Annotated in this window: 21 protein-coding genes; 12 read left to right on the top strand and 9 right to left on the bottom strand. The window is 29.1% G+C overall.

Features of this window, described 5'->3' with window-relative positions:
- Positions 1-109: 109 nt before the first annotated feature.
- The 4 genes from BT0_RS01845 to BT0_RS01830 are packed head-to-tail and all read right to left on the bottom strand — an operon-like array spanning position 110 to position 3,633.
- Entirely contained in the window at positions 110-583 is a 474-nt protein-coding gene (locus tag BT0_RS01845) for an S-ribosylhomocysteine lyase (protein ID WP_041178463.1), read from the bottom strand.
- Positions 580-1,749, bottom strand: coding sequence for a methionine adenosyltransferase (gene metK / locus BT0_RS01840; protein WP_011772326.1), 1,170 nt, complete (start codon positions 1,747-1,749; stop codon positions 580-582). The genes BT0_RS01845 and metK overlap by 4 nt, the downstream gene beginning before the upstream one ends.
- 18 nt (positions 1,750-1,767) lie before the next feature.
- Positions 1,768-2,481 carry a 5'-methylthioadenosine/adenosylhomocysteine nucleosidase gene (locus tag BT0_RS01835; RefSeq protein WP_011772325.1) on the bottom strand — a complete coding sequence of 238 codons (714 nt, stop codon included), beginning with the start codon at positions 2,479-2,481 and terminating at the stop codon, positions 1,768-1,770.
- 12 nt (positions 2,482-2,493) lie between these two features.
- On the bottom strand, positions 2,494-3,633 hold the full coding sequence (locus BT0_RS01830; RefSeq protein WP_011772324.1) for an HD-GYP domain-containing protein: 1,140 nt from the start codon (positions 3,631-3,633) through the stop codon (positions 2,494-2,496).
- A gap of 130 nt (positions 3,634-3,763) precedes the next feature.
- On the opposite strand from BT0_RS01830, the gene BT0_RS01825 reads away from it, so the two are divergent.
- The 6 genes from BT0_RS01825 to BT0_RS01800 are packed head-to-tail and all read left to right on the top strand — an operon-like array spanning position 3,764 to position 11,997.
- Positions 3,764-4,543, top strand: coding sequence for a hypothetical protein (locus tag BT0_RS01825; protein ID WP_011772323.1), 780 nt, complete (start codon positions 3,764-3,766; stop codon positions 4,541-4,543).
- Complete coding sequence (gene gltX / locus BT0_RS01820; protein WP_011772322.1) at positions 4,512-6,035, top strand: glutamate--tRNA ligase; 1,524 nt, start codon at positions 4,512-4,514, stop codon at positions 6,033-6,035. The genes BT0_RS01825 and gltX overlap by 32 nt, the downstream gene beginning before the upstream one ends.
- A gap of 31 nt (positions 6,036-6,066) precedes the next feature.
- Positions 6,067-7,404: a glycine--tRNA ligase gene (locus BT0_RS01815; RefSeq protein WP_041178462.1), complete on the top strand. Its 1,338-nt coding sequence runs from the start codon at positions 6,067-6,069 to the stop codon at positions 7,402-7,404.
- Positions 7,401-8,621, top strand: coding sequence for a tyrosine--tRNA ligase (tyrS, locus tag BT0_RS01810; RefSeq protein WP_011772320.1), 1,221 nt, complete (start codon positions 7,401-7,403; stop codon positions 8,619-8,621). Before BT0_RS01815 ends, tyrS begins: the two co-directional genes overlap by 4 nt.
- Positions 8,622-8,631: 10 nt before the next feature.
- On the top strand, positions 8,632-10,920 hold the full coding sequence (locus tag BT0_RS01805; protein ID WP_011772319.1) for an AAA family ATPase: 2,289 nt from the start codon (positions 8,632-8,634) through the stop codon (positions 10,918-10,920).
- Positions 10,921-10,944: 24 nt separating this feature from the next.
- Positions 10,945-11,997 (top strand): NAD(P)H-dependent glycerol-3-phosphate dehydrogenase, encoded by a 1,053-nt coding sequence (locus BT0_RS01800; RefSeq protein ID WP_011772318.1) that lies wholly within the window; start codon positions 10,945-10,947, stop codon positions 11,995-11,997.
- Positions 11,998-12,011: 14 nt separating this feature from the next.
- Here the strand turns inward: BT0_RS01800 and BT0_RS01795 are convergent, their stop codons facing one another.
- The 5 genes from BT0_RS01795 to BT0_RS01775 all read right to left on the bottom strand — a co-directional run bounded on the left by BT0_RS01795 (position 12,012) and on the right by BT0_RS01775 (position 17,978).
- Positions 12,012-12,287 carry a PTS transporter subunit EIIB gene (locus BT0_RS01795; protein ID WP_011772317.1) on the bottom strand — a complete coding sequence of 92 codons (276 nt, stop codon included), beginning with the start codon at positions 12,285-12,287 and terminating at the stop codon, positions 12,012-12,014.
- The gene (locus BT0_RS01790; protein ID WP_011772316.1) at positions 12,284-13,660 is read right to left on the bottom strand and encodes an aminopeptidase; all 1,377 of its coding nucleotides are present in this window, start codon (positions 13,658-13,660) and stop codon (positions 12,284-12,286) included. Before BT0_RS01790 ends, BT0_RS01795 begins: the two co-directional genes overlap by 4 nt.
- A 171-nt stretch (positions 13,661-13,831) precedes the next feature.
- The gene (locus tag BT0_RS01785; protein WP_011772315.1) at positions 13,832-15,823 is read right to left on the bottom strand and encodes an EAL domain-containing protein; all 1,992 of its coding nucleotides are present in this window, start codon (positions 15,821-15,823) and stop codon (positions 13,832-13,834) included.
- A 51-nt stretch (positions 15,824-15,874) separates the two neighbouring features.
- Positions 15,875-16,834 (bottom strand): prolipoprotein diacylglyceryl transferase, encoded by a 960-nt coding sequence (gene lgt / locus BT0_RS01780; RefSeq protein WP_011772314.1) that lies wholly within the window; start codon positions 16,832-16,834, stop codon positions 15,875-15,877.
- Positions 16,835-16,844: 10 nt separating this feature from the next.
- Positions 16,845-17,978, bottom strand: a complete 1,134-nt coding sequence (locus tag BT0_RS01775) for a P-loop NTPase (RefSeq protein ID WP_011772313.1) — start codon at positions 17,976-17,978, stop codon at positions 16,845-16,847.
- Between the two features lie 269 nt (positions 17,979-18,247).
- Between BT0_RS01775 and BT0_RS05740 the strand changes: the two genes are divergently transcribed.
- From BT0_RS05740 to BT0_RS01745, 6 genes are read left to right on the top strand one after another with little or no spacing between them, the layout of a single operon-like run.
- Positions 18,248-18,475 (top strand): hypothetical protein, encoded by a 228-nt coding sequence (locus tag BT0_RS05740; protein WP_161491409.1) that lies wholly within the window; start codon positions 18,248-18,250, stop codon positions 18,473-18,475.
- Positions 18,472-19,902 (top strand): S41 family peptidase, encoded by a 1,431-nt coding sequence (locus BT0_RS01765; RefSeq protein ID WP_011772311.1) that lies wholly within the window; start codon positions 18,472-18,474, stop codon positions 19,900-19,902. The genes BT0_RS05740 and BT0_RS01765 overlap by 4 nt, the downstream gene beginning before the upstream one ends.
- 3 nt (positions 19,903-19,905) lie before the next feature.
- Positions 19,906-20,634, top strand: a complete 729-nt coding sequence (locus BT0_RS01760; RefSeq protein ID WP_011772310.1) for a 16S rRNA (uracil(1498)-N(3))-methyltransferase — start codon at positions 19,906-19,908, stop codon at positions 20,632-20,634.
- On the top strand, positions 20,627-21,220 hold the full coding sequence (locus tag BT0_RS01755) for a hypothetical protein (RefSeq protein WP_011772309.1): 594 nt from the start codon (positions 20,627-20,629) through the stop codon (positions 21,218-21,220). Before BT0_RS01760 ends, BT0_RS01755 begins: the two co-directional genes overlap by 8 nt.
- 46 nt (positions 21,221-21,266) lie before the next feature.
- Entirely contained in the window at positions 21,267-21,752 is a 486-nt protein-coding gene (locus tag BT0_RS01750; RefSeq protein ID WP_011772308.1) for a CarD family transcriptional regulator, read from the top strand.
- Positions 21,753-21,786: 34 nt separating this feature from the next.
- Positions 21,787-22,728, top strand: a complete 942-nt coding sequence (locus tag BT0_RS01745; protein WP_011772307.1) for a hypothetical protein — start codon at positions 21,787-21,789, stop codon at positions 22,726-22,728.
- The last annotated feature ends 13 nt before the right edge of the window (positions 22,729-22,741 follow it).

The raw sequence follows: 22,741 nt of genomic DNA, 5'->3' as shown, positions 1-22,741 counted from the left end.
GCTGCATAATTTGATTATTATGTCTTTTTAATTTTATTATATGTTGTAGAGTATTTTGCTTAGATTTTTCAAAGATATAATATTTCTGAATTGTAAATAAATTTTTACTTTAAGGATATGTTAAGTTTTCTTCTTTTATGTTAGCTAGTATTGCTAAATATCGATTAGATTCATATTTTGCCATGTTTAGATTATGATCTTGGTAATTTCCACATTCCTTTTCAGTTGCGCCTATAATATTTCCTTGAAAATTTGCAATTTCATGAAAGAGCCAAGATATTAAATCAATTAGATCTTTGCTCTCATAATTACCCAAAAGGATTAGGTAAAATCCAGTCCGGCAACCCATTGGTCCAAAGTATAATACTTTGTCGCCCCAGACTTTATTGTTTCTAAGCAATGTTGCTCCTATGTGTTCGATTGTATGCATTTCTGCATTGTTAATTACAGGTTCTCTATTAGGAGCTTTCATCCTAATATCTACAGTAGTGAATGTTAAATTATCAAATATATCTTTTCTTGAAACATATATGCCAGGTTTTAGTTTTGTGTGATCAATTGTAAAGCTTGGTATTTTATTCATATTTTGAACTCCTTTTTTATTGTGTCTACGAAATCTAGTTTTTCCCATTCTAGTTCATTTTTTCCAAAATGTCCGTATGTGCATGTCTTAGAGTAAATGGGCTCTCTTAATTTTAATTTTTTAATTATGCCGTTGGGAGTTAGGTCAAAGTTATTGATGATGAAACTTAATATTTTTTTTTCATATTCGTTGTTATTTATGCCTGTAGTTATTTTAATGGATATTGGATTTGGGATTCCAATAGCATAAGCAAGTTGCATTTCAAATTCTTTAGAAATTCCTGCTGCCACCATATTCTTAGCAATGTATCTTGCCATGTAAGCTGCTGATCTGTCAACTTTAGTAGCATCTTTGCCGCTATAAGCACCACCACCATGTCTTGCAAATCCACCATAACTGTCAGCGATAATCTTTCTCCCTGTAAGGCCCGTATCTCCAGTAGGGCCACCGATGACGAAGTTGCCTGAGGGGTTAATATAATATTTGATGTTTTCATCAAGCATTGATTTACTTTGAAGGATAGGTTTGATAATTTTTTCAATGATTGTTTGTCTTAGAAAATCTTGGGGAATACCAGGATCATGTTGATGAGATACAACAATATTATTGACTCTAATAGGATTTTTATTAGAATCATATTCAATGGTAACTTGGGATTTTGCATCGGGGCGTAGCCATTTAATTTGACCTGATTTTCTAAGTTTACTAGCTTTTTGCAGGATTAAGTTAGATAATTCGTATGCTATGGGCAAGAAATTTTTAGTTTCGTTGCATGCATAACCAAAGATTATTCCTTGATCACCTGCTCCTATATCGTTTGTATCTTTTTTCTCAACCGCATTTGTAATGTCAATTGACTGAGAGCCAATAGCATCAATTATTGTGGCAGATTTGTAGTCAAGTCCATATTCTATATTTGTGTATCCAATATTTTTTATTGTTTGTTTTGCAATTTCTTTTATATTTATTTCTTTTTTTGCTTTGCTGCTTATCTCTCCTGCTATGATTATTAAATTTTGTGAAACTAAAGTTTCACATGCGACTTTTGCCATTTTATCTCTTTTGAGTATTTCATCAAGTATAGCGTCAGAGATTTGATCCGCAATTTTATCGGGATGTCCTTCAGATACGGCTTCAGATGTTGATGTTAAATTATTATTGAGCATATTGTCACCTTATTTAAGTTATATGAGTTTAATTAATTCCTTTACTATCTTAGCTGAATTCATTGATGCATCTTGTAGGAACTTATTGAAGTCTATGTGATTATCTTTGATATTTGGTAAATCAGATACAGAGCGAGTAATAATGAAAGGTATTTTGAATGTGTGTGCTACTTGGGCAATTGCAGCGCTTTCCATCTCTACAGCTAAAGCATCTGCAAAGTTATTTTTAATTTCTTCTAATTGTTTTTTATCTCCAATAAATTGATCACCTGTAAGTATTAGACCAATATGAACACTAATATTTTTAAGTTTGTCTTCAATAATATTAACAACTTTGTTTAATAAATTTTCATCTGCTTTAAATTTTTGTGGAAAGCCTGGTACTTGTCCTATTTTATGTCCAAATTTAGTTAAATTAAAGTCATGAAATGCCGTTTCTGATGATACTATGATGTCTGTTATTTTAAGATCTTCAGATTCTTTAAGCCCACCAGCAGTTCCTGAGTTGATTATGTGAGTGATTTTATATTTTGATATAATGTAACTATTCCACATGGCGGCATTTACTTTTCCAATGCCAGTAGTTAAAGAGATTACCTTGTGACCCGCAATTTCTCCCTTATAAATTTTCTTCTCACCTGAATAATCGTCTAATATAATTTCTTCTTTGTTCTCGATAATTTTATTTATTTCTATCGATTCTTCATCCATTGCAGATGTTATTAAAATCATACTTTACTCCTTTTATATTTCCTTTAATCCATATTTTTTTGAAATAAATTCTATTTCATCTTGTCTTAGTATTTTTTTTATTCCTGTTTCTGTTTTGGGTATGGACTTGACATAATTTTTATTTTCACTAGGAGGTACAATTTTGTCATCTTTTATTATGTATTTTATATATGGGACATTAATATTATCTTCGTTAATTTTTGTTATTTTGGCAATTGAGTTGTCATTGAGTTCAACAATAAAATCCAGAGGGCATTGAGAGAGAACCTTAATTATTAGTTTTAAAACTCTTTTATCAAATTTCTTATCAGCATCTTGTATTAGTTCAATAAGAGATGCTCCAGAATTTAAAGCCCCTTTATATGTTCTATCTAGAAGGATTGCGCTGTATGCACTAGCAGCGCCTATTATATTAGACTCGATATTTATATTTTCACTTTTGAGTTTATTAGGATATCCTGAACCATCTAAGTTTTCTTTGTGATTTAGTATTGCTGAGCAGATAGATTGTGAAAAATTAGTGGTTGAGAGTATTTTATGACCAAGTACGGGATATTTTTTTATTATTTCAAATTCTTCGTTACTTAATTTTTCTTTTTTTTCACTTATTTGCAAGGGGATAAATAGGAAACCTATTTTGTGCAGAATAGCTATTGTACAGAGTTCAACCATTTTGTGATTATTTAAATTCATCTCGTTTCCAAGTGCGACGGTTAGTATTGCGGTATTTATTGAGTGAACGATATGATAATCGGATAGGAGCTTAGGTAGTTTCATATATTTGATGAATGTTTGTTGATTTTTTTTATAAAATTCCATTACCTTTTTGACGGCTGGAAGGACGTCTTGATAGTAGATTTTTTTATTTTTCTTGCAATTTTCATATATTTCTTCTAAATTGTTTATTAGCATGTGATAGTTGGCAATTGATTCTTCATCATATTCTACATTAATAAGCTTTTTTGTTTCTCGTATTAATGTTTCATTAAAGAATGTTCTTTGTATTTTGAGTGAACTCTTTAAGTCCCATTTTTCAATAAGTTCAGTGTTTACGGGTTGTAAGAGCGAATTTTGAGGCCATACTAGAAAGTCTTTGTCTATTATGTACGAAAAATTTTTTATATCTTTTGCTAGGTTATCAAAATTTTGCATTTTCCCCCTTAAGCTGCAAACTTAATAATAAGCATCTATCGCATATTATTTATTAATTGTATATCTATTTAGTATAATACTACATGTATGCATTAATTTTAACATTGAACTTTATTATAAGAGATCTTTAATGGTTGACAGAATACTTTTTATTTTTAATATCATATTTTTTGTTGCTTTTTTGTATTTTGTTTATTTATTAGAAATTTTCAAATTTTCAAATTTTTTAGACTTTATTTTCTTACATTGTTCTTTTATTTTAACTTTTATTGTATTTATATTTATTTTTAATATTGTTTATTCTAAATTTTTATATTCAAGATTATATTTTATGTTGAATGGCATAGAGCATACTTATACTTTTTTAAAGCTTAAGATATTACGCAAAACACTTAAGAGTGTATTTGATATTTCTCTTCTTTTAAAAATAATTTTAATTAAACAAGATAAAAAGAGTCTTGACGAGATTTATTTTTATTTAAAAGATACTAAAATGAGTAATAAGACAATTATAGAACTTTACTCTATATGTATTAGTTTTAGGGAGAAAGAGAAGGCTTCTGGTTTAATTGCCAATCATGCATACAGTAAAAATAAATGGTTAAGGTATTGTGTGGCACTTAATACTATTGCCGATGAAGATTATGAAAAGTTGAGTAATGAAATAAACTTTTTAAAAAGGTATTTTTTAAGAGGAGATCCTATTTTTACAGTTTATTTTTATTATGTCTTAAAAAGATCAAATTTAGAGTACCAATTGGTTGAAAAAAATAGACTTGAGATTAGAGATAAATATTTTAAATATAAAGATCGGCTAAATGTTAAGCATACAAGGTTACTTAATTCAAACTTATTTTTTGTAGTATTTTACTACATTTATGATATTTCAAAAAAGGATATCTTTTACTAAAAGAGGTTATGTTGTGAATATAAGAGTTAGATATGCACCTTCTCCAACTGGTTTACAGCACATTGGGGGAATTAGAACAGCTTTATTCAATTATTTTTTTGCTAAATCTTGTGGTGGGAAATTTTTGCTTAGAATAGAAGATACGGATCAAACTAGGTATTTTAAAGAAGCAGAAGAGGATCTGTATCAAAGTTTAGAGTGGCTTGGCATTGATTTTGATGAGGGTCCTACTTGTGGTGGTCCTTATGCACCTTATGTTCAGTCACAGAGAACAGAAATATATCAAAAATATGCTAAACAATTGGTTGAATTGGGAAGTGCTTATTATTGTTATTGCACGCCTGAGAGACTAGAGAGAATTAGAAAAATTCAAACTGTTAACAAGATGGCACCAGGTTATGATAGACATTGTAGGAACTTAAGTGAGAGTGAGGTGAGAGATGTTTTAAGTTTAGGAATCACTCCTGTTATTAGATTTAAGATTCCTCTTGACGGGGAGACTTGTTTTAATGATATTTTACTTGATAAAATTACGTGGGCAAATAAGGATATTAGTCCTGATCCTGTGCTTCTTAAATCCGATGGGCTTCCAACGTATCATCTTGCCAATGTTATTGATGATCACTTGATGGAAGTTTCTCATGTATTAAGAGCTCAAGAATGGATTTCCTCAGGTCCTTTACATGTACTTCTTTATAGTGCTTTTGGATGGAATCCTCCCATTTATTGTCATCTGCCAATGGTCATGGGAAGTGATGGGCAAAAATTAAGTAAGAGACATGGTGCTACAGCTTTAAAACAATTTATTGATGATGGATATCTTCCGGAAGCCATTATTAATTACATTACTTTACTTGGTTGGTCTTATGATGATAAGAGTGAATTTTTTACAAAAGATGAACTTCGAAGGTTATTTTCTATTGAGAGAGTCAATAAATCCCCTGCTGTTTTTGACTATAATAAATTAGATTTTTTTAATAGCCATTATATTAGGGAGAAAGGAAATAATGAGTTAGCCAAGCTTATAATTCCATTCTTGCAAAAAGCAGGCTATATTAAAGAAGATATTAATTCTTTTGATGAGCAAAAATTAATTCTTTTAGTTTCTCTAATAAAGCCAAGAATTAGAAAACTTAGTGAGTCTGTTACGATGCTTAAGTTTTTTTATGAAGATATTAAAACGTGGAATTTAGACGAGTTTTTAGGTAAGGAAAAAACAGCGGGTGATATTTGTTTGCTCTTAGAAAAGATTAAGCCACTATTAGAAGGATTTGAAACAAGAATATTGTCTGAAAACGAAAAAATTTTTTATAATTTTGCTAAGGAAAATAATCTAAAAATAGGAGAAGTACTTCTTCCAATTAGAATAGCAGTTCTTGGAAGTAAGGTATCACCGCCTCTTTTTGATTCTTTGCAATTACTTGGTAAAACCAAAGTTTTTAATAGAATAAATCAAGCACAGCAATTTTTAAGAAGACATGAATGTAAATAAGTGTTTGGAATAAATTTTTAGGATGTTTAATATGATTAAAATAGAAGATATTATTTCGCTTGCTAAAAGAAAAGGGTTTGTATTTCAATCCTCAGAAATTTATGGGGGACTCTCAGGTGTGTGGGATTATGGACCTTTGGGTATTGAGCTTAAGAAAAACATACAAAAAGAATGGTGGAACACCATGGTTTACTTACATGAAAATGTGGTAGGATTAGATAGTTCGATTTTAATGAGACCTGAGGTTTGGGAAGCATCAGGACATGTTGATAGTTTTTTAGATTTATTAGTGGATTGTAAAAATTGTAAGAATAGATTTAGAATAGATTCTATTGATTTGTCTAATGGTTGTTCTAGTTGTAATTCTATAGGTACGTTTACAGCCCCAAGAAGTTTTAACTTAATGTTTAAGACTAATATTGGAGCTGTTGAGGATAGTTCTAATGAAATTTATTTAAGGCCGGAAACTGCTCAGGGTATTTTTGTTAACTTTCGCAATGTGTTAGATTCTACAAGACTCAAAGTTCCTTTTGGCATAGCTCAGGTTGGTAAGGCCTTTAGGAATGAGATAGTAGCTAAGAATTTTATATTTAGGACTTGTGAATTTGAACAGATGGAAATGCAATTTTTTGTACATCCTAATCAGATGAGTGATTGGTATTATTATTGGCAGCAAAAGAGAATGAATTTTTTTATTGAAACTCTTGGAATAAGATCTGATAATCTTAGGTTTAAAGAACATAAAGGGGATGAACTTGCTCATTATGCTAAAGCAGCAGTTGATATTGAGTATAAATTTCCATTTGGTTTTCAAGAAATTGAAGGAATTCATAATAGAGGTAATTACGACTTGTCTCAGCATGCAAAGTTTTGTGGTAAGCCTAAATTGTTTGAATATCATGATTTAACAAGCGGTGATAAATATATTCCTTATGTTATTGAGACGTCTCTTGGACTTACAAGGAGCGTTTTAATGACTCTTTGTGATGCTTATGCTCATGAGGAACTTGAGGGAGAAGGTAAACGAATAGTTCTGCGTTTGCATCCTAAACTTGCTCCTTATAAGGTTGCAATACTTCCTCTTGTAAAAAAAGATGGGCTTCCTGAGCTTGCCAGAAAGGTGTTTATGCAGTTTAGCGATGATTTTTACATGTTTTATGATGACAATGGTACAATAGGCAAACGTTACAGGCGTCAAGATGAGATTGGTACACCTTATTGTGTAACAGTAGATTATGATACTATTGAAAATAGAACGGTTACTTTAAGGGATAGAGATAGTATGGCTCAAATAAGGATTCCTATTGATGATTTATATTCATATATTAGAACTGAAATTCTAAATTATAAGGGAGTTGCAAATAGATGAATCTTGCCTTAGAGATTTTGGAAAAAAGAGGATTCTTAAAACAGTGTACAAATTTGGAAGCTTTAAGTACATTAATGGATAAGGAGAGAGTAGTTTTTTATGTTGGTGTTGATGCTACTTCTACTTCATTGCATATTGGACATTTGATTCCTTTTATGGTAATGGCACACCTTCAAAGGCAAGGTCATATTCCGATTGCTTTGGTTGGTGGTGGAACTACAAAGATAGGAGATCCTTCAGGTAAGGATGCAATGCGAAAAATTTTGTCAAAAGAGGATATAGAAAAAAATGTTAAGGCAATAAGAGCACAATTGCTTAGAATAATAGATTTTAGTCACGGGTATATCCTAGATAATTCAGCATGGCTTGATAATATTAATTATATTGAGTTTTTAAGAGATATTGGGGTTTGCTTTTCTGTTAATCGTATGTTGGGTTTTGAAACTTATAAGAGAAGAATTAAGGATGGTCTTTCGTTTATTGAATTTAATTATCAACTTTTGCAGTCATATGATTTTTATATGTTAAACAAAATTAAGAACTGTAAGCTTCAGATTGGGGGCGATGATCAATGGGGAAATATTGTCTCAGGTGTTGATTTAATTAAGAAAAAGTTGGGAACAGAAGTTTTTGGACTTACATTGCCGCTTATTACAAGAAGTGATGGTAAAAAGATGGGCAAATCAGAAAAGGGAGCAGTTTATCTCGATGCAGAGCTTTACAGTGTTTATGATTTTTATCAATATTTTAGGAATGTTCCAGACTTGGATGTTAAGAATTTTTTGTATTTATTTACTTTTTTGGGCGATGATGAAATCGAACATATGTCAAGTGTTAAAGGGTATTTGTTAAATAAGGCAAAAGAAACCTTGGCGTTTGAAATAACAAAAATTGTTCATGGAGAAGATGCAGCTTTAAAGGCATCCTCAGCAGCTCGAGCAGCATTTAAAGGAAGTGAAGGGGATAGAGCAGATATTCCTTTCTTTAAATTGGCATTAGATAGTTTAGAAGGAAGTATTTTATTAATTGACCTAATGGTTCTCTCTAAAGTTGTATCTAGTAAGTCAGAGGCTAGGCGGCTTATTAATTCTGGTGGAGTTTATATAGATAAGGTGAGAATAGGGGATCAAGATTATTGTCTTAATAAGGATAATTTTATCAATGGTGAAATTGAACTTAAAATTGGCAAAAAGAGGATTTTGAGGGTTATTTTGTAGTTGGTGTTTCATGTATAACAGAAGAGCTTTAAATAATTTATTTTTTAAATCATTTCTGTTTTTTATGAAACGTAAGCATCTTGTTTTTACTGAAGAGCATATTTTTTACAGTTTAATTAGCGATGAAAAAATTAAAGAGTTGCTTAGTTTATGTACACTTGATTTTTATAGTTTTAATAAAATTTTGGAAAAGTTCTTTAAAAAGCTTCCTTTAAGAGATTCTGATATTTCAGATTATCTTTTTAAGATGAATGATTTATATCAAGAGATAGTCGATACAATTTTTTATTATAAGAAGCCTTATAGGTTGCAAGAGAAAGACTTGTTATGGGTATTAATTAGGAAAAGAAAAAATATAATTTTAGATGCTTTATTAAAATCAGGTTTTAGTTTGACTATCTTTGACAAGATAATTGAAGTTTATGATTACTTAGGTTCAGACTTAGATTTAAACTCTAGTGAAAATGAAAAATTTATTGCAAATGATCTTTTCGGTAAAGAGATAGATAAGGATGGGGGTTTGAGTATTTTTGAAGAAGATTATTTAAAGTTAGAGCAAAGTGATGATTTGTCTGATAATGATAATTTGGTTGAAGATTTTTTAGTTAATGTTATTGATAGTTTAGAGCCAAGCTTAGATAAAAACCCCTTGATTGGCCGCGAGGAAGAGTTGTGCGAGTTGACTCAAGTGATGCTTCGTAAATATAAGAGTAATCCAATTGTATTTGGAGAGCCTGGAGTTGGGAAGACAATATTATTGCAAGGACTTGCTTATATGATAAAGGTAGGCCAAGTGCCTCAGGAATTGGTAGGTTATGAGGTTTATTCTCTTGATATTGGGAGACTTATATCTGGAACTCGGTATAGAGGAGATCTTGAAGATAGAGTAAATAAACTTTTAGATTTTTTATATTTAAAAAAAAAAGTAATTCTTTTTATCGACGAAATTCATATGATAGTTGGAGCTGGGGCTACGTCTTTTAGTAACATAGATGTTTCAAATTTGTTAAAGCCTATATTAACTTTAGGTAAAGTAAAATTAATTGGTGCTACTACCAAATATGAATACCAAAAATTCTTTTTGAGAGATAAAGCTTTAATGAGAAGATTTCATAGCATAGAGCTTAAAGAACCAAGTTTTGAGGATACTTATCTTATTTTAAAAGGGAGTAAGGAACAATATGAAAAACATCATAATGTGGGGTACACAGATGAGGCCATATGGGCTTCAATTACTATGTCTAAGTATATTAAAGACAGATTTCTTCCCGATAAAGCTTTTGACCTATTAGATGGTCTTGGGGCTAAATTTAAACTTGAGGGCAATAAGAAAGTTATAACGGGCGATGATGTAAAAATTTTTGTTAAGTCCATGATTGGAACTAATGTTTTTAATTTTGATGATTATGATCAAAACTTACTCATTAATCTGGAGCGTAAAATAAGAGAGAGTATGATAATTGATGAGAATATTTTATCTGATTTGATATTAAACATCAAACTTTTAAGGATTAAATTTCTCTTAAAAAATAATACTCTTGGTATCTTCATTTTGATGGGTTCTTCTGATGTAGATAAGAATAAGCTTTCATGTATTTTATCAGAAGAACTTAAGATACCTAAATTGACTTTGGGAATGAGTGAATATGGTGATTTTGATGGCATTAATAGATTAATAGGACCTGTATATGGATCTGAATCTTATGATGAACCTACTAAGTTTTTTAAATTTTTAAGTGAATCTTCAAGTTCAATTATTGTCCTGTCTGATTTTGATAAATCTTCCAAGAGGGTTATAGATTTTTTTTTTGAAGGATTTAATACGGGTAGGCTTTTTGATAGTCTTGGTAGAAGTGTAAGCTTATCAGATAGTATAATAATACTAGATATTGATATAAAACATAGGGAATTTGATGGTATTGGATTTAAAACCGAAACAATCGATGGTAGAAGTTTGCTAGAGAAACGTTTTTCTACTCAGCTTTTGGATCTTGTGGATCATATTTTTTTCTTTAAGCCTGTGGGTGAAGATGATTTTGAAAAAGTTATTATTGAAGAGATGAATAGTTTTATTAAGATACTAAAAAATGAAAAAGTCGATGTTTTTTTTGAAGAAAATATTGTCGATTATTTTCAAAATAAGACTTATAGAAGTGGGCTTGGCATTAAGAGTGTGCGTAAAATTGTGCTCAAGGAAATTGGAGGTTTATTAGTCAATGACATGATTTCAAAAAAATTCAAAGAGAATGATAAGATTAGAGTTTTCCTGGACGAAACAATAAAATATGAGTTGTTGTAAACTCATGATTATAAGGAGGTATATATGAAAATATCTATAGTAGGAGCAGGGGCTTGGGGAACTGCTATTGCTAAGGTTTTGTCGGATAAATTTAAAGATAATGTTTTAATATGGTCTTTTGAAGAAGATGTTAGAGATAGCATTAATAATGATCATGAAAATGTCAAGTATTTAAAGGATATTAAATTAGCAGATAATTTGGTTGCAAGTTCTGATTTGCATGATGTTGTAGATCAAGCCGATTATGTTTTTGTTGTGACACCTTCTCTTTATACTTTAAATGTTTTGAATAAATTGAAAGGTATGTACACTACTAAAAAGTTTAATTTGGCAATACTTACAAAAGGTTTTATAACAATTGATGGGAGGCCTTGTACGATTATAGATGTTGCAGAGAGTATTTTAAGTGACTATAAAGATGAAATTACCTATATTGCAGGGCCAAGTCATGCTGAAGAAGTTGGACTTGGAATTATTACAGGACTTGTTGCTGCCAGTAAGAATAGAGCCAATGCTTTTGAATTTATTAATTTATTTAGTGATACTTCTATTTCTATGTTTTATAGTGATGATATTCTTGGGGTTCAAATAGCATCGGCTTTGAAAAATATATTTGCCATTGCATTTGGAATTTTGGATGAGTATAAAATTGAAAATCCAAATTTAATAGGCAATAACACGGAGTCTTTTTTATTCTCAGTTTCTTTAAATGACATGAAAAATATTGCGTTTAAGCTTGGTTCTTGCAATGCGGAAACATTTTTATTTTTAGCTGGTTCTGGGGATTTAGATGTTACTTGTAGAAGTATTTTTGGAAGAAATAGACGATTTGGTCGTGAAATTGTTAGTAAAAATATCTTAGAAGGTTTGGCTGGTATAAATGATTTGATAAATAATATTCATAAAATTGGTTATTTGCCAGAGGGAGTAATTGCTGCTAATGAAGTTGCTTTGCTTTTTAAATGTTTAGGTAGTGATTCAAGTTATCATAATTTAGCGAGCATAGTGTATAAAATTTTAAATAAAGAATTAAGACCTGAAGCTGTCATTGATTATATAAGAAATTTTAAAGTTTAGGACCCAAACGGGTCCTATTGTATTTTTTTGTTCATCATATATACGATATTGCTATAGACGTCATCAATTATTTCAAAGTTCATTACAATTTCTGTGAATTCATTTGACTTAATTGCTCCTATAATATTGTGATCTTCTGTTAAATTTTCTCTCTTAACTAGAGAATTGCTGTCAACTAATATTTTTATTCTAGTTAGATCTTTGTCTACTTGTTTGATATTTGCAATGCCCCCAAAGCATTCTAAAATGTGTTCTGATGTTTTTATTGTTTCTTTATTCATGTTTGTCATCCTTTAAAGAATGCTTGATAAGCCGTATAAGAAGTATATATGTCAAATTTCGAGGTTATTTCAAATGGTGAGTGCATACTAATTACACCAGGTCCTATGTCTATTGTTCTTATGCCATAATGTGCTAAGAATTTTGCAACAGTTCCTCCACCACCTTCGTCTACTTTTCCAAGTGTTGCTACTTGCCAAGCTATTTTATTTTTATTTAGTAAATTCCTAACATAAGAGACAAGTTCAGCATCAGCATCACTTGCCATGATTTTACCCCCGTGACCTGTATATTTCATGATAGATATTCCATATCCCAATTTGGGTGCGTTTTGTTCATCATGAACTGATTTGAATAATGGATTTATTGCACCGCAAACATCAGCAGATATACTTTTTGAGTTCCATAATACTTTTTGAACAAAGAGATTATTATATTTGTTCTGTTCAAGTTTGAATATTATGTCTGATACGAAGTATTCAAGATATCTTGAGTTTAGCCCGGTTGATCCAGTAGATCCAATCTCTTCCTTGTCAACTAGAAAACATATAGCGGTTTTGCTTGGTGTTTCTTCTAAATTTAGGATGGCTTCTAGTGAAGTGTAAACGCACACCCTGTCATCTTGACCATAAGCACCAATTAGTGCTCTATCAAATCCTACGTCTTTTGCTTCTCCTGCTGGTACTATTTCTATTTCTGCTGAAACGAAATCATCTTCTTCTATTTTGTATTTTTCTTTTATTAACTTTAGAGTAGCAGATTTTACTTTTTCTTTTTCTTTAGTCTCAATAGGTAGGCTTCCAATTATGATTTTTAAATTTTCACCTTCAATGATATCATCAGCTTTTTTATCTCTTTGTACTTTTCTGTCGAGATGTGGCAGGATGTCGGGAATTACAAATACGGGATCATTCTTATCATCACCGATGTTAATCTCTACTTTCTCTCCGTTTTGCAAAAATATTATTCCTCGTATTGATAGAGGAAGGGATAACCATTGATATTTTTTGATACCACCATAATAATTTGTCTTCATCATTGTGAATTCATTCTCTTCAGTAATTGGTGATGGTTTGGCATCTAGTCTTGGTGAATCTGTGTGTGATACAATGAAATTCATTCCGTTTTCAATAGGTTCTTTCCCGATAAATACAAGAGCAATATTTTTATTGCGACATGTGTAAAAGATTTTATCTCCAGCTTTGAGTTCTTGTTTTTCACAGGCATTAATGAAACCTTTTTCCTTTGCCCTTTGTGTAGCATAGTTGGTGGCTTCTCTTTCAGTTTTAACTGTGCTTAAAAATTTTTTGTATTTTTGAGTAAATTCTAAAATATTATTTCTATCTTCTTCGTTTAAAGAAGTCCAAGGATTTTGTTTTGTCATTGAAATTTCTCCTCCTGATTACTTATTATAACATTCTATTCTTTTTTAAATGCAGTTTAATAATAATAGAAAATAGGGTGTAATGGATTTGTGAGTTTGAACTTACAATTATTTTTAAGATAAAATGAGTTTAAATGTTGTTATAGTATTAAGAAATATTTTTGTATATTTTTAGATTGGTTCTGGTTTATGCCACAGAAATCCTTGTCCATAATCTATTCCTATCTCGTTTATCTTTTTAAGTATTTCTTCATTCGATACAAATTCAGCTATAATTTTTATTTTTTTTGTGTCAGCAATGTCTTTTATTGATTTTATTATTACGAGATCTGTTTGACTAGAATTTATTACTTGAATGAAAGAACCATCTATTTTGATGATATCTATTGGCAAGATTTTAATGTATGAAAGTGACGTATATCCGCTGCCAAAATCGTCAAGTGCAAGTTTAATTCCAAAGGTTTTAAGTTCGTTGAAATATGTGTTGATTAATTCAAAATTTTCTAAAATTCCAGTTTCTGTTATTTCTAAGCATATGTTTTGAAGTGGAACATGGCTTGTAAGAAGTGTTTCTTTTAAGAACATTCTGAAATTTTTGGACTTGAGTGAGTATGGTGAAATATTTATTGAAAAGATATGAGCACCATTTTTTGCTACAAAATTTGTATATTCTCTTAGTGCTTTAGTAACTACCAGCTTATCCACTTCAACAGTTAAATTATACTTATCTATTAAGCTAAATACATTGCCGTTTGGGATAGGAGTTCCTGTATAGTCAAAAAGTCTTGTTAATATTTCAATTTTGGGTTTTAGATCTTTTTTAAGGGGAGTAATTTTTTGATAGTATAGACTAAAAAAGTCATTTTTTATTGCTTTTACTATATATTCAAATATTTTATTTTGTTTTTTGATAAGTATTGTTTCTGGTAATTCATCTTTGTATAAAATAGGCGTAGAATCTTTATATTCATCGGATATTTTTGTTGCTATTTTTAATTTTGAAATCTTTGTCTCTATATCTTCTTTTAGGTTTACTTCTATTATTCCTATGTTGAATTTAAATATTATGAGGCCTTCTTTTTTAAGTTCTCTTGAAATGGTTTTTTTGATTTCTTCTGCAATTGAAATTAGTCTTTGTTCCCCTCCTCTTGTGGATATAATGACTATTAAATTATTGTCTTTTAATCTAAATATGTATTCTGAATAAAATGACATTATTCTCGAAGTAATTTTCTTAAGTATCTTTAAGTCGGAGTTGGCTTTCTTGTCTTTATATTTACATTCTGTATTTATGTGTAAATCCAGATCAAATAAATATATTTTTTTATAAGAAGATTCAATTTGATTTATCAATAGCTTTTCAAGTCCTTTAATGTTATACAGATCTGTTTGTTGATCGATAATTGTGAGATCTTGAATATTGTGTTTAGATTTTAACTCTGATATGTCTTTTATTGTAATTAATTTATCAATATTGTTTTGAGCAATTGTACTGATAAATAAGTCTACTATTAATTTTTTGTTATTCTTAATCTTTAAAAGGCAGTCGGTTATTAGTATGTTTTTGAATTCGGGAATATCGTTTATATTGTAACTTAAATCTATTTTTGTATTTTTTTCTAAATCCATGATATTGATGTCACTTATTTTATTTGTTTTGCCTCCAATCTTTATTGGGAGTTCAAGTTCTTTGCTTCCTTTTTCGTTAATATAAATGATATCATTGTCAGTATTTGTAATGATCACTATTTCTTGAATAAGTTCAGATAGATTTAAGAAAAAATCAAGATTAGCATTGTTATTGTCATAATAAAGTTTTTTTTGTTGTATTAGTTTGTTTTTATCGTTTAATTCACTGATATTTTTTAATATTTCTATGTAATTTGGTCTATATATTGCTTCGTCTATAGATTTGTTGTCTATGATAATAGAATGAATGTTATTAATGCTTTTTAAGTCATTTGCCATATTGATTGAAAAATCTATTGGTCTTTTGTGGTTATAAATAATAGCAAATTTAATATTACTTTGTTTGATGTATTCGCTAGAGATATTTTTTCTAGATTTTACTATTTGTGATATTTTAAAAATAGATTTGATCTTTGTAATATCATTATCATTAATTGTTCCTTCAGATATTACAATTGCATTTGGATTTTTCATCTTATTTAAATAAATTTATATTAATTTTGGTATAAATCTATATTTTGTGATTTATTTCTTTAATTTTTCCGATCTTGTTTTGGCCCATGATAGCCAAATTATTCCAGATAATATTAAAATTAATGAAAATATTTGTCCTATTGATATGTTTAAAAATGAGAAATCTAATATGCTCTCAGGTTTTTTGTAAGTTATAACAAAACCTATTTCCTTGTCTGGCTCTCTTAAGTACTCGATAAAGAATCTAAATAGTCCATAAAGAATTATGTATACTCCAAAGATAAAACCGTCATATCTTTTTATTTTCCTAAAAATAAACCATAGTAATAAAAAGGTTACAGTTCCCTCAAATAATCCCTCAATGAGTTGTGATGGAATTCTCGGTAGGTTAATAAACAAGTCGTGAGGTAATATTTCTAGTCCAATTGATTCTGCAAATTCTCTTACTCCTTTCTGACTTACTTTAAAAAGTTCTGCATTGGGAAATATTATACCGCCTTTCATTGGTCTTCCATAAAGTTCTGCATTTGCAAAGTTAGCAAATCTTCCAAGTATATATCCTGAAGAGAAGGCTATTGCTCCGTAATCAGTTATCTTTCTGAAGTATTTTTTTATATTTGTGTTTTTAAGTTTGGTATTTATCATTATTATTGGTGCAATAATTACTCCGAAAAATCCTCCGTGTATTGCCATTCCTCTAAAACCTGTGAAATTCCAGTTTCGATCGAATGGCAGAAAGATGAGCCATGGGTGTGTATAGTAAATGCCACTTCTATCATAAATCAAAGTAGATGTTAGTCTTGCGCCAATTATTGCTCCCATAACAAGCGAAAACATTAGTTTTTCATAATCACTTTTTTCTATGTTAATTTTATCAGTTTGTATTTGATACCAAATGAATTTGTAAGAAATTATTATTATGATAATATAAGATAGGCTATACCATGTAATTGGAATACCTTTAATTATTTCAGGATGTAACCAACTAGGATAATTTATATAATTCGGCATTTTTTTCTCCTTAGTCTTTTTTTAATTGTGCAAATAATTTTTTTTTAAACATTATATTTTGTTTTCTTAATGTTGCAATTTCTTTTTGTTGAGATTTGATTATATCAATAATTGCATTATTGTCTATTGTTTTGTTCATTAGTAATGATTCAAGATATGCATATTTTTCTAGGTATTCATCTTGTGCTTCTTGAATTACAAAATGATAGCTTTCGTTTAGATCGTCTTCACTTAAGAGTTCTACATCATTTATTATGGTTTCAAGTTCAATTAATTTTTTTGCTATTTTTTTAATACTTTTAGAAGTTAAGCTTGTTGGTTTATAAATAGTTATTGGTATTTTATGGTTTAATGCTTTGTCAATAAGCTCGTCTTTATAAATTGAACCTATACTTTGTAAATTTATATTTAAATAGTCTTTTGCAGATTTTAGTATCTTTTTAATTTTTTTGATGTCATCAGGTTTGTTTAACATGTTAAATATTATGAAAGGACTAAACTGTGAAAATTTTTTCATAAATTTTTCATAACTTTCAGGATCATAAGTTTCTATTTTGAGTAATAGATTAGGTATATATATTCTTTGTAAATCGCTAGAGTCTTTTTTTATGTCAGATATTAGTTTGTATGCTTTTGTCTCTTTTGTAAATATTTTTGCTATAAGCCTAAAGATTGCATTTTTTAAGAATAAATAAGCATTCATTATTGCTGTTACTGTTGGGATCGTTATTATTACTCCGCGATTTGAAATTAGAAAGAAATCTATTGTATTAAATGTTGTGCCAGCACCAAGGTCAATTATTAGGTAATCATAGCTTAAGTTTTTTAAGTTGTTTATTATTTTTTTCTTTTGAAAGATGGCTATATTTGCAAGTTCAGGAATATCTGAATCTCCTGCAATAAAGCTTAAATTTTTTATTCCTGATTCAATTATTACGTCTTTAAAGGGAATTTTTGTTTTAAGAAAAGTTCCAATACTCTTCTTAGGTATGATATTTAGCATGGAGTGTAAATTTGAACCGCCAAGGTCAAGATCGACAAGTAATACTTTTTTCCCTTCATTTGCAAGACAAATTGCAATATTTGTTGAAAAAAGAGATTTACCAACACCTCCTTTTCCACTAGCTACAGGAATGATAATCAAACCTTTACCCCGTTATTTTATCTTTTATTTTTATTAAAATTAAAATCATTGCATTAAATATAGTGTAAGTTATTATTATTCCTAAAAGCATAAATATCCATGGTTGATATACATATAATAAGTCAAGGCTTAATCCCAATATAATAAGTAAAAAAACCATTACTATTTGAAAGGTTTTTGTTATGATGATTAAGTTGTGAAGGATTTTGAATTGTTCATACAGAATGTAGTTTGTTGTTAATATTGATATACATAATTCTGGTGAGAATATGATGAATGCTATCATAAACTTGATAGAAGAGTTATTTACAAATATTGTTCTCTCAGCAAATCCATATAGTGCTAACAGTATTAATATGCTTGCGACTGTTTGTAAAATAAGAACGAGACCTGTAATTATTCTTTTTGTTTTTGAGTTATTTGTCTTTAACATAATCTTAAAATATTATATTATGAAGATAAAATCAAGTTTTATTTATGTAGGAATTATTCAATGAAAAAAAAATGTTTAGTATTTGTATACTTTGTATTAGCCTTAAGTATCAGTTCTTCAGTTATTGTAGAATCTATCTTTGCACAAACGGATCCTTCTAAAGGTAAGATGTCTGCATCCACTTATGGTCAAATGATGATGGATGCTTTTAATTTTATTAAGAGGAATTATGTTGAGCCTGTTGATGATGAGGCTATTTTTGAAGGTGCTTTAAAAGGTATGTTTAAAGCATTAAATGACCCTTATTCGCAATATTTGACAAAAGAAGATTTAGTAGAAATTTCAAAGACTACTGAAGGAAATTATGTTGGGATTGGAGTTTCTATTGTTAAGAAAAATGTTCCTGTAAAATCTGATAGTTCTGTTCTTGATGCTTCTTATGTAATGATTGTTACTGCTTTTGAAGAGGGACCTGCTTATAAGGCCGGAGTTAAGTCTGGTGATTACATTACGGATATTGATGGTAAGAGTACTACTTTAATGACAATAGAGCAAGTAGGTAGTCTTTTAAAAGGAAAAGCGGGTACGAAAGTTAAAATTTCTGTTCTAAGAGATAAAGATTTAAAACTTGAATTTGAACTTGTTAGAGAAAAAGTAGATATACAGACTGTTAAACATGATGTTATTAATAAAAGTGTTGGGTATATTAAGATATTAAGTTTTAATCCAAATACTAATACATATTTTAAAAAAGCTTTTGAAAAACTGCAAGCTCAGAACATCAAATCTTTGATTTTAGATCTAAGATTTAATACTGGGGGTTATCTTCAAGATGCAATAGAGATAGCTGATGATATTTTGGCTGAAGGACTTATTGTATCAACCAGGGCAAGAGATTCTAAGGTTCCTGTGGAATACAAGGCTAGTTCTTCACATATAGTGCCTTTGGACATGCCAATTGTTGTTTTGATTGATAAACATTCAGCATCAGCATCGGAGGTTTTAGTTGGAGCTTTAAAAGATAATCAAAGAGTTTATGTTATAGGTGAAAAATCTTATGGTAAAGGAGTAATTCAACGTATATTACCTTTCTATACCGGAGGATTTAAGATTACAAATTCCAAATACTATACTCCTTCTGGTCATAGTATTCATAATATTGGTATTAAGCCTGATTTGGAAGTTGGGGAGAGAGAGTTTTCTGAGACTGAGGTCTTAGCATACAGACAAATTCTTGATAAGAAATTAGTAGAAGATTTTTTAAATAGCAGAAAAAACAAAAAGTCTATTACTGAGAAAGAAATAGATGCTTTTGTGGATAAAATTCTTAAAGAACATTCGATCCATAATATAGATAAGGATATTTTAGGATATTATGTATTTTCGCAATTTTATCAAGACACACACAATGAAATGCCAATTTATAATTTACATTATGATAAGCCGTTAAGGGCTGCTTATGAATATCTTGTAAAGGGGACTAAAAATTAATCTGTGAAACAAATAGTCTTAGACGATACTTGTTTATTTGATAATGATATCATTATTGATGATGTTAAGATTTATCACTATCTTGTTGATGTAAGAAGGGTTAAGGTAGGCGACACGTTGAATGTTCTCTTAGGAGGAAGAGAGGTGAGGTTTGCTGAAATTTCTAGTATAGATAATAATCTTATTAAACTCTCTACTCTTAAGGTAGAAATGCTTAAGAAGCGTGATTTTGAAGTAAGTATATTTATATCTAGTCTTAAGGGTAGAAAATTAGATTTAAGTTTAAGACAAGTTGTTGAAATTGGTGTAGATCATATAAATATTGTTAATGCTGATAATTCTGTTGCTAGAATAGACATGGATGATTTGGAATTTAAAAGTACAAGATTTTTAAAATTGATTAATGAGGCTTTAAAGCAAAGTGGCAATACCCAAGTGCCTAGTCTTAATTTTTACAAAAATTTTTTTAGCATTTCTTATTCTCCATCTGTGAATTATTATGTTGCTCATAAAGAAGGTGTTTTGCTAGGTTGTGGTGATGATATTAGTGTCTTTGGTAAGATTGGAATTTTAATAGGTCCTGAGGGTTGTTTTTCAAAATCAGAAATTGATTTCTTTAAAAAGTTAAATTTTAAATTTGTAAGATTTAATACCCCAATTTTAAGAGCAGATACGGCTGTTGTTTATTCACTTGCTCATTTTAAATTATTATTAGAGGGTAATAATGGCTAATTTAAAAGATATATATTCAAAACCAGATAGGATTTATTTCTTTGGAATTCCAATAGATGTATTTAAGAGCAGTGATAAATTGATTGGTCGATTTGAATATCTTGTGTCTTATCCATATCATTCGATGGTTATTTTTATTGATTGTAAGTCTTTGCTAAAATTTTTGTTTTTTAAAAAATTTAGAAATCTTGTTAGGAATTCTTCACTTGTTTTCTCAAATTCTAAATTATTAAGAGCCCTTTGTAAGTTTTTTAAAAGGATCGATATTGGCTGTTATGATTCGAATTCGATTTTGCTTGTTTTAATGAGCGTACTGGAAAATACATATAAAACGTGTTATATTATTGATAAAGATAAAATAATTTCTAAGAGAAATTTTTTAAGATTAAAAGAGTCACATAAAGAGATTAACTTTATTGGTTATTATGATTTGAAAGCTGTTAAGAGAAACAAGGAAATGTTCTTTGCCAATATTAATAAACTTACTCCTAGTATGATAATAAGTTTTTGTAGTGATAGTTATCTTGAGGATTTGTTTTATGCAAATAAATTTGGCATTAGAACTAATTTAAGTGTATTTTTGTGATTTTTTTAATTTTATATATTGGTGAAAATTTATATGAGGTAAAGAAATGGCATTTGTATTAGATCAAGCTGTAGTTTATCCAATGCAGGGGGTGGGAAAAATAAAAAACATTCAAAATAAGGAATTTAATGGTGAGTTTATTGATTATTATGAAATATATTTCCCATTTAATGAAATGACTTTCATGGTTCCAGTCTCTAGAGCAGATGATCTTGGAATTAGAGCCTTGGTTAGTAAGGAAAAAGTAGAAGAAGTTTTTAATATCATTAAAGATTTTGAAGAGCAAATAGATCAAAAAAAGATAAAAGATGGTAGTCATGATTTTTATAAACAAAGTGATATATTAAGTACCGCTAAATTGTATAAATTTTTGTATACAAAATCTATGCAAAAAGAATTGCCTTTCTATGAGAAAAGAATTTTAAATGATTTTGAATTGATTTTGCAACATGAGATTAGTTTAGCCTTGCAAATTAGCTTTGAAGAAGCTAAACAAAAGATAAAAGAAGTCCTGTCTATGGGAAAATCTTAGATTGTTTATTGTTTATAACTTGTAGGAACTTATTATGTTGAGTATTTTGAGGTTTATTTTTTTAATATCTTTTAGATTTATTGTTATGTTTGTTATCTTTTCCTTAATGTTTGTTTGTACCTCTTACTTGAAATATAAGTTTTTACAAGCGAATCTTTCTATTGTAAGTTTTGAACTTTATTATGATGCTTATCTTTATGCTTTTCCTTTATCTTTAGTTGTTACTTTTATGAGAATTGCTTATCCTTTTAATGTGAAGACGTTGCGTGTTTCTGGGGGGTTTTATGGTATCATTTTTATTTTTATATTGCTTTTATCTTATTTTGGATTCTTAGCATCTGCTAATTTTAATTCTGTTTTTTTGGACTTTCATAGCAGAGGTGAAAAAATTATTAAAGATGGGGTAGTGCATTTTTTTGATGACAAAATAGTCTTTTATAGTGATGATGTTAAATCATTTGGTTTTAAGGGTGTTTTAAAAGTTGAGGATAATGGGTTTAATGAGGGAGATTTTAAAACTTTTTCATATGATTCAGATTTTTCTGAATCTGATATCATGAATTTTAATGCAAATTCATTTTTTACTCAGAAATTATATAATGATTTAATTAATTATGTTTTTAGTGATTTGGATACTTTGAATAATTTTTTGTTTTCTTTAGAATCTTTTAGTTTGATTTTTAACATATTTGGATTTGCTTTACTTTTATTTTCATTTTCTTATGTTTTTAATCTTATATTTTCAAGTGGTTTATCTTTTTTTCTTTATCCTATTTTTATTATATTGTTTTTTAAGGTTTATAATATTTATGCGATTGAATTCCCTGAGAGTTTGGATTTGATTATGGGCGAAAATGTAGTTTCTAATTATGTTCCTTTTATTTTTTGTGTACTTACTTTCTTTGCTACTTATTTGATTAGCTTTATTTTTAAGTATATTAGGGTGAGTGAAGGATTTGATAATAGTTTACGTTAAACTAATTTGTTAT

Source organism: Borrelia turicatae 91E135, assembly GCF_000012085.2.
Taxonomy (GTDB): Bacteria; Spirochaetota; Spirochaetia; order Borreliales; family Borreliaceae; genus Borrelia; species Borrelia turicatae.
This window is presented reverse-complemented; position numbering and strand designations above follow the sequence as displayed.